This window comes from Microbacterium sp. P26, assembly GCF_023712585.1.
Classification (GTDB): Bacteria; Actinomycetota; Actinomycetes; order Actinomycetales; family Microbacteriaceae; genus Microbacterium; species Microbacterium algihabitans_A.
Window position 1 is genome coordinate 239382 of sequence record NZ_JAMAXZ010000007.1, and the last position, 7769, is coordinate 247150.

General features: G+C 71.5%; 4 protein-coding genes. 2 read left to right on the top strand and 2 right to left on the bottom strand.

Annotated features, from left to right (window positions below; genetic code table 11):
• Positions 1–139: 139 nt before the first annotated feature.
• Positions 140–1270, bottom strand: coding sequence for a PstS family phosphate ABC transporter substrate-binding protein (locus M3667_RS14315; protein WP_251508964.1), 1131 nt, complete (start codon positions 1268–1270; stop codon positions 140–142).
• A gap of 157 nt (positions 1271–1427) precedes the next feature.
• Here M3667_RS14315 and M3667_RS14320 point away from each other — a divergent pair, with 157 nt between their 5' ends.
• Together M3667_RS14320 and M3667_RS14325 are read left to right on the top strand one after the other, a co-directional pair.
• Entirely contained in the window at positions 1428–5372 is a 3945-nt protein-coding gene (locus tag M3667_RS14320) for a Pls/PosA family non-ribosomal peptide synthetase (RefSeq protein WP_251508966.1), read from the top strand.
• Positions 5369–6664 carry a M1 family metallopeptidase gene (locus M3667_RS14325; RefSeq protein ID WP_251508968.1) on the top strand — a complete coding sequence of 432 codons (1296 nt, stop codon included), beginning with the start codon at positions 5369–5371 and terminating at the stop codon, positions 6662–6664. The genes M3667_RS14320 and M3667_RS14325 overlap by 4 nt, the downstream gene beginning before the upstream one ends.
• Positions 6665–6713: 49 nt before the next feature.
• Here M3667_RS14325 and M3667_RS14330 read toward each other — a convergent pair whose 3' ends face one another.
• Entirely contained in the window at positions 6714–7499 is a 786-nt protein-coding gene (locus M3667_RS14330; protein ID WP_251508970.1) for a hypothetical protein, read from the bottom strand.
• Positions 7500–7769 lie beyond the last annotated feature (270 nt).

Here is a 7769-nt window from a genome sequence, read left to right on the forward strand (position 1 = left end):
GCACGGGTCATGGGTTCTCCTCGATCGGGTGTTCTCTGAGGATTTCGGCTCAGCGGAGCGTTCGACGATGGTCGACCGTTCCGATCAGCCCGGCCCGGCCCGCAGGTGATTGCGAGCCGGGCCGAGTCCGACGAGATGTTTACTTGATGGCCGAGAGGGTCTCCTGCGCGGCCTCGAGGACCGACTCGGGCAGCGGAGCCGAGCCGGCGTTCTTGGCGGCGACCTCCTGGCCGAGGGTGCTCGTGATGAAGCCGAGGTACGACTTCACGAGCTCGGCCTGCGTGGCGTCCTTGAACGAGGTGCAGGTGATCGCGTACGACACGAGCGGGATCGGGTAGGTCTCGGCGGTGAGCTTGGAGTAGTCGAACTTCTTCGACAGGTCACCCGTCACACCGTTGCTGGCCTCGACGGCCGCGAGGTCGAAGGTCTTCGAGACGGCCTCACCGCTGTACGCGATGGCCGTGCCGTCCTGGACGATCGACGCCGCGTTGAGGTCGCCGATGGCCGAGTGGTCGGCGTAGCCGATGGTGCCCGTACCGGCCTTGACGGCCTCGACGACGCCCGAGCCACCCTTCTGCTTCGACACGTTGCCCTCGATCGGCCAGTCCTTGCCCGCGGGCGAGGTCCAGACCGACGACTGGGTCGCGGCGAGGTAGTTGGTGAAGTTCTGCGTGGTGCCCGAGCCGTCCGAACGCGCGACGGTGGTGATGGGGCCGGCGGCGAGAGCCGTGCCGTTGTCGGCCGTGATGGCCGGGTCGGACCAGTCGGTGATCTGCAGCGCGAAGATCTTCGCGATGGTCTCGCCCGAGAGCTTGAGATCGGTCACGCCGGGGATGTTGAAGATGATCGCGACACCGTCGAGGTAGATCGGGATGTTCACGCCACCGTCGGTGCACAGCGCCTTCGACTGGGTGGTCTGGTCGGCGTTGAGGGGCGAGTCGGATCCGGCGAAGTCATACGCCCCGCTGAGGAAGTTGGTGACACCGCCACCGGAGCCCTGCGACTTGTCGTAGTTGATCGTGACGCCCTTGGCCTGGGCGTTGTACGCGGCGGTCCATGCAGCCTGTGCGTTGGCCTGGGCGCTCGAGCCGCCCGAGGTGATGGTGCCCGAGAGGCTGGTGTCGACCGTGAAGGCCACGCCGGAGTCGGAGGGGGAGGCCGAGGCGCCGGCGGCGTCGCCACCGGAGGCCGAGGGGCCGGCGCAACCGGCGAGCGCGAGAGAGGCCACGGCGGCCACGGTGCCCAGCTGGGCGAGGCGGGAGATCTTCACTGTGTGAATCCTTCGGATGTCGGGAACTGGAAACCCGGTGCAGGGCTCTCCGGCACGGTAAACAGCGACTGCTAACAGACTGCGTTGTGCGGGTGAACGGAAGGTGAACCGGGTCCGCCGTCCCGGGGCGTTTTCCTGGGCGTTGTACTGTTCGCCCGTGACGACACCCGCCTTCGCCGCACAGGCCCCGCTCGATCGAACGGCCGCCGCCGCCCCCGCCCGCACGCTGATCGACCTTCTCAGCGACGTCGCGTCGCGGCATCCGGAAGCCTCGGCGATCGACGACGGGTCGGGCGCCCTCAGCTACCGCGAACTGCTCGCGCGCGTGTGGCGCACCGCCGCGGCGCTGCACGCGGCCGGTGTCCGCCGGGGCGATCGCGTGGGCGTGCGCATGCCGTCGGGCTCGAAGGAGCTGTACGTGTCGATCCTCGCGGTGATGGCGGCCGGCGCGGCCTACGTGCCGGTCGACGCCGACGACCCCGACGAGCGCGCGCGCCTGGTCTTCGGCGAGGCGGGGGTGAAGGGCATCGTGGCCGGTGACGGTGAGTTCGTCGCGAGTGATCCGGATGCCGACCTCGTCCGCCTGTACGAGGGCGACGCGCCCCACCCGAGCACCAACGCGGTCCCCGTGGTCGCGCCCCCGGGCGTCGACGACGACGCGTGGATCATCTTCACCTCCGGCTCCACCGGGGTGCCCAAGGGAGTCGCGGTCACCCACCGGTCGGCGGCGGCGTTCGTCGAGGCGGAGGGACGCATCTTCTTGCAGGGCGATCCGCTGGGACCGGGCGACCGGGTGCTCGCTGGGCTCAGCGTCGCCTTCGACGCCTCGTGCGAGGAGATGTGGCTGGCCTGGGGGCACGGCGCGTGCCTCGTGCCGGCGCCGCGCTCGCTCGTGCGCTCGGGGGAAGACCTCGCCCCCTGGCTGCTGCGCCAGAGCATCACCGTCGTGTCGACGGTGCCGACGCTCGCGGCGATGTGGCCGGCCGACTCGATCGAGAACGTGCGCCTGCTGATCTTCGGCGGGGAGGCGTGCCCGCCCGAGCTGGCGGCCCGACTCGTCGCGACGGGGCGCGAGGTGTGGAACACCTACGGCCCCACCGAGGCCACCGTCGTCGCGTGCGCCGCGCCTCTGGACGGATCGCTCCCCGTGCGCATCGGCCTGCCGCTCGACGGCTGGTCGCTCGCGGTCGTCGACCCCGAGGGCCTGCCGGTCGGCGAGGGCGAGGTGGGGGAGCTCATCATCGGTGGCGTGGGCCTCGCCCGCTACCTCGACCCCGCGAAGGACGCGGAGAAATACGCGCCGATGCCGACGCTGGGGTGGGAGCGCGCCTACCGATCGGGTGACCTCGTGCGCTTCGACCCGGCGGGCCTGGTGTTCCAGGGACGCGCCGACGACCAGGTGAAGGTCGGCGGTCGACGGATCGAGCTCGGCGAGGTCGAGTCGGCACTGCAGGACCTGCCCGACGTCAGCGCTGCCACGGTCGCCGTGCGCACCACCGAGGCCGGGGTGCCGGTGCTCGTGGGCTACCTCGTCATGGAGGAGGGGGCGGAGCTCGACCGGTCCGCCGCGCGGGCGGCTCTGGCCGAGCGACTCCCCGCGGCGACCATCCCCCTGCTCGGCGTCGTCGACGCCCTGCCGGTGCGAACTTCCGGAAAGGTCGACCGCGCCGCGCTGCCGTGGCCGCTGCCGGGGGTCGACGCGCCTGCGACGACCGACTTCTCCGCCGACGAGGCCTGGCTGGCCGAACAATGGCAGGCGGTGCTCGGGCTCGCCGTCACCGACCGCAAGACCGACTTCTTCGACCTCGGGGGCGGCTCGCTCGCCGCCGCGCAGCTGGTGTCGCGCATCCGCGTGCGCGTGCCGGAGTTCTCGGTCGCCGACATCTACGACGTCCCGCGACTGGGCGCGATGGCGAAGGCCCTCGGTCCGCAGCTCAAGGACGAGACGCCCGCGTCGTTCCATCGGGCGGCACCCACCCCGCGATCGACCCAGTGGGTGCAGACGTTGCTCGGAGCCCCGCTGTTCATCCTGTCGGGCGTGCGGTGGTTGCTCTACCTGCTCACGGCATCCGCGGTCCTGCAGACCGTGCCCGGCTTCGAGGTGCTGCCCTCCGTTCCCTGGCCCGTGCTCGTCATCGGCCTGCTGATCTTCTCGACCCCGTTCGGGCGTATGGCCATCGCCGTGGCATCCGCCCGCCTCCTGCTGGCCGGGGTGCGCCCCGGCGACTATCCGCGCGGCGGCGGGGTGCACATCCGCCTGTGGCTGGCGGAGCAGATCGCCGATCAAGTGGATGCCGTGGGCCTGGCCGGAGCGCCGTGGGTGTCGTACTACGCGCGGGCCCTGGGCGCACGCATCGGCCGCGACGTGGATCTGCACGCCCTGCCGCCCGTGACGGGGATGCTCGTGATCGGCGACGGCGCCTCGATCGAGCCCGAGGTCGATCTGACGGGGTACTGGATCGACGGCGACCTCGTGCGCATCGGCCAGGTGCGCATCGGGGCCGGGGCGACGGTCGGCGCCCGATCGACCCTCGCGCCCGGTACCCGCATCGGTCGACGGGCCGAGATCGCGCCGGGCTCCGCGGTGTTCGGTCGGGTCAAGGCCGACCAGTCGTGGGCCGGCTCTCCCGCCGAACGGGTGGGCGGGATCGCACGGGACTGGCCGCGCGAGCGGCCCGCCGCCCCCACGCGGTGGTTGTGGGCGTACGCGGTGTCGGCCGTCGTGCTCGCGCTCCTGCCGCTCGCCGCCTTCACCGTCGGGGGGCTCGTGCTCGCCCAGGGGCTGCGCGGCAGCGCGGAACTCGTGCAAGCAGCCGGGGCGGCGTTCGCGTGGCTCGTTCCGGCCGTGGCCGTGACGGGGCTCGTGTTCGCGGCATCCGTCGTGCTTCTCGTGCGTCTGTTCTCGATCGGGCTCGTCGAGGGCACCCACCCAGTGCGCAGTCGCGTCGCCTGGCAGGCATGGACGATCGAGCGACTGCTCGACGCCGCGCGCACGATCCTCTTCCCGCTGTACTCGTCGCTGTTCACGCCGGTGTGGTTGCGCATGCTGGGCGCGCGCGTGGGTCGCGACGTCGAGGCGTCGACCGTGCTGCTCATCCCGTCGATGGCGCGTATCGAAGACGGAGCGTTCCTCGCAGACGACACGATGATCGCGTCGTACGAGCTGCACGGCGGATGGATGCGCATCGGCCCCGTGCGCATCGGCAAGCGCGCGTTCCTCGGCAACTCCGGCATGGCGGCCCCCGGACACCGCGTGCCTCGCGACGGATTGGTCGCGGTGCTCTCGGCCGCCCCGCCCAAGGCGAAGGCGGGATCGTCGTGGCTCGGTTCACCTGCCGTGCGCCTGCGTCGCCTGTCGGCGGAGGGCGACGAGTCGCGCACGTACCGGCCCACGGCCGGTCTGCGGCTCGCGCGCACGCTGTGGGAGCTGTGCCGCTTCGTGCCCGTCGTCGTCACCTGCGCCATCGGGCTCGGCGTGCTGTTCGCGCTCGCCGCGCTGTGGGACACGGTCGGTCCGGTGGGGACGCTGCTGCTCTCGGGCGTCGTCCTGCTGGCCGCGGGAGCCGTGGCCGCGGGGGTGTCGACCGCGGCCAAGTGGGCGATCGTCGGCGTCATCCGGGCGGGCGAGCAGCCGCTGTGGTCGAGCTTCGTCTGGCGCACCGAGGTGTCGGACACCTTCACCGAGATGGTCGCCGCTCCCTGGTTCGCCCGTGCGGCCGCGGGGACGCCCGCGCTGGCGGTGTGGCTGAGATCCCTCGGCGCGAAGATCGGCCGGGGCGTGTGGTGCGACAGCTACTGGCTGCCCGAGCCCGACCTGGTCACTTTGGGCGACGCGTCAACCGTCAACCGCGGATGCGTGGTTCAGACGCATCTGTTCCATGATCGAATCATGAGCATGGACACCGTCGAGTTGGAACCGGGTTCCACGCTCGGCCCCCACAGCGTCGTGCTGCCCGCCTCGACCCTCGGGGCGCACGCCACGGTCGGACCCGCGTCGCTCGTCATGCGCGGAGAGACGGTGCCCGTCGGTTCGCGGTGGAGCGGCAACCCCATCGGCCCCTGGCGCGCGGTCAAGGTGCGCGCCTACCAGTCGACCTCGTGAGCGCCGACGCCTACGCCCCGCAGAGCGGCGACCTCTCGTACGACGTGACGTCGTACGACCTGGTGCTCGGATACCGCGTGCGCACGAACCGCCTCGAGGGGGTGGCCACGATCTCCGCCGTCGCCCGGCAAGCGGTGACGTCGTTCGCGCTCGACCTGGTCGGGCTCCGCACCTCGCGCGTGAAGGTGGATGGCGAGGCGGTGCGGTTCACTCCCGGGCCCCGTGTGCTCCGGGTGACGCCGGCGCGGGCAATCCGTGTCGGCGAGGCGTTCGAGATCGAAGTGGCGTACGCGGGTGCCCCCGCGCCGCGGCGGTCGCGGTGGGGTGCGGTCGGGTGGGAGGAGCTCACCGACGGTGCCCTCGTGGCCGGGCAGCCGGTCGGAGCCCCCACGTGGTTCCCCTGCAACGACCGACCCGACAACCGGGCTCCGATGCGCCTCGAGATCACCGTCGACGACGGCTACACCGCGGTCGCCACGGGAGTCGAGAGCGTCAGCTCGCGTCGCGGCGGTCGGGTGACCTCGACGTTCGTCTCCGACGTGCCGACCGCCACCTACCTCGCCGCCGTGCACGTGGGGCGGTATCGCACGCGCCCGCTCGCGGGGTCCGGCACCGGGGTCGTTCCCGCCGTGACGGTGAGCGCACCGCCCGCCCTCACCGCGGCGGTCGATCGCGCCTTCGCGCCGGTGCCCGAGATGCTGCGGCTCTTCGACACCCTGTTCGGGCCCTACCCCCAACCCGCGTGCACGCTGGTGGTCACGGCCGACGAGCTCGAGATCCCCCTCGAGGCCCAGGGTCTCGCCGTGTTCGGCATGAATCACCTCGTCCCCGCCGCCCAGCGCCTCGTCGCGCACGAGCTCGCGCACCAGTGGTTCGGCAACAGCGTGGGGCTGGCGCGCTGGAGCGACATCTGGCTCAACGAGGGCTTCGCCTGCTACGCGGAGTGGTTGTGGTCGGAGCACTCGGGCGGACCGACCGTGCAGACCTGCGTGGGCGAGTACTACGCGCGCCTGGCGGCGAAACCGCGCGATCTGCTGCTGGTGGATCCCGGGCCCGACGACATGTTCGACGATCGGGTCTACAAGCGCGGGGCGCTGACCCTTCACGCGGTGCGCCGTCAGCTGGGCGACACCGCCTTCTTCGACCTGCTGCGGTCGTGGACCGCGGAGCACCGCCACGCCCTCGTCACCACCGACGACTTCCGACGCGCCGTCGAGCGCGTTGGGGGAGCGGATGCCGTGGCGACGCTGTCGCGCTGGATCGATTCCGAGGCTCTGCCGCCCCAGCCCTGACGGGGTGTTGCGGCGTGCGCGACCCGCTGACCGAATCGTCGGGATGCCGTCACATCGCCCAGCCGCGCACGCGGTGGAGAGTGAACGACTTCGGGTAGGAACCGCCGGGCGGGCCGACCTCGAAGAGGTCGACCCTGAGAGCGAGGGGATACTCGGGGGCCTGCTCGATCCGGCGGAGGACGACGCCTTCGCAGCCGATCATCGTCTCCCCGTTTCCCCAGACAGCGGTCCAGGTGTGCGGTCGTTCCGCGTCGATCGGGACGGAGAGCTCGGTCATGTCCGTTTCGAGGCGCGGGTCGTGGTGCGCCTTGATGCCGACGCGAGCTCGCGTTTCGGTCTCACCGATCGAGTGTGCGTCGATCTCGAACAGGCAGATCTCGCCGGCGTCATCGGGGGATCGATGTTCGATGCCGACCGGCCATACCGCGACAATGCAGCCGCTGTCTCGCGTCGCAGATACGGTGACGTCGACGCGGCCTCGTGACGGTGCGAAGAGCAGAGCCGTCGGCATCGGTGTGCGCACGGTGAGGCCATCGAGGCGATGACGATGCATTCCCCGGCGTGACCCGTACGGTCCGGCGAAGACGGCGGTCTGCTGGTTCGACACCCGCAGGGGTGCATCTTCCGGACGCCAGTCGGGCTGATGTTCGTCGATGCGGAGCCGTAGCCCGTCGGTGCCGCCGTTGTAGCGTGCCGATGCGCGGTCGGGCGTGGTCCAGTGCGGGAGATAAGCGGGGATCCACATCGCCGGGTCGGGTGAGCCGGACGAGAAGTCGTCGTCGAGATCCGCGGGTCGGGCCGGGCGATCAGGGAGACGGTCCTGGCGCGCGTTCATGGGCTCTTTCTACCGACCGTCCGCGCGGCGGGTCCAGATGGCCGCGCGCATCCGTCGCCGGGCGAGGAGCGTGCGGCGGTCCGGTGCGTGCACGACGCATCGGGCTCGCGCGGAATGGGGCAGGAGAAACTCCGCCGGTACGGGTCAGAAGGGTGGGGGTGTGCCGTTGTCGTCGGGGTCGGGTGGGGGTGGGTCGTCGGGGGTGAAGCGGACGGCGGGGGAGTAGGGGAGGGGTTCGTCGGTGTAGGTGCGGCCGGTGGGGGAGGTCCA

Coding starts and splice junctions, on each gene's coding strand:
- M3667_RS14330 (WP_251508970.1), bottom strand. CDS start 7,499: ATGAACGCGCGCCAGGACCGTCTCCCTGATCGCCCGGCCCGACCCGCG.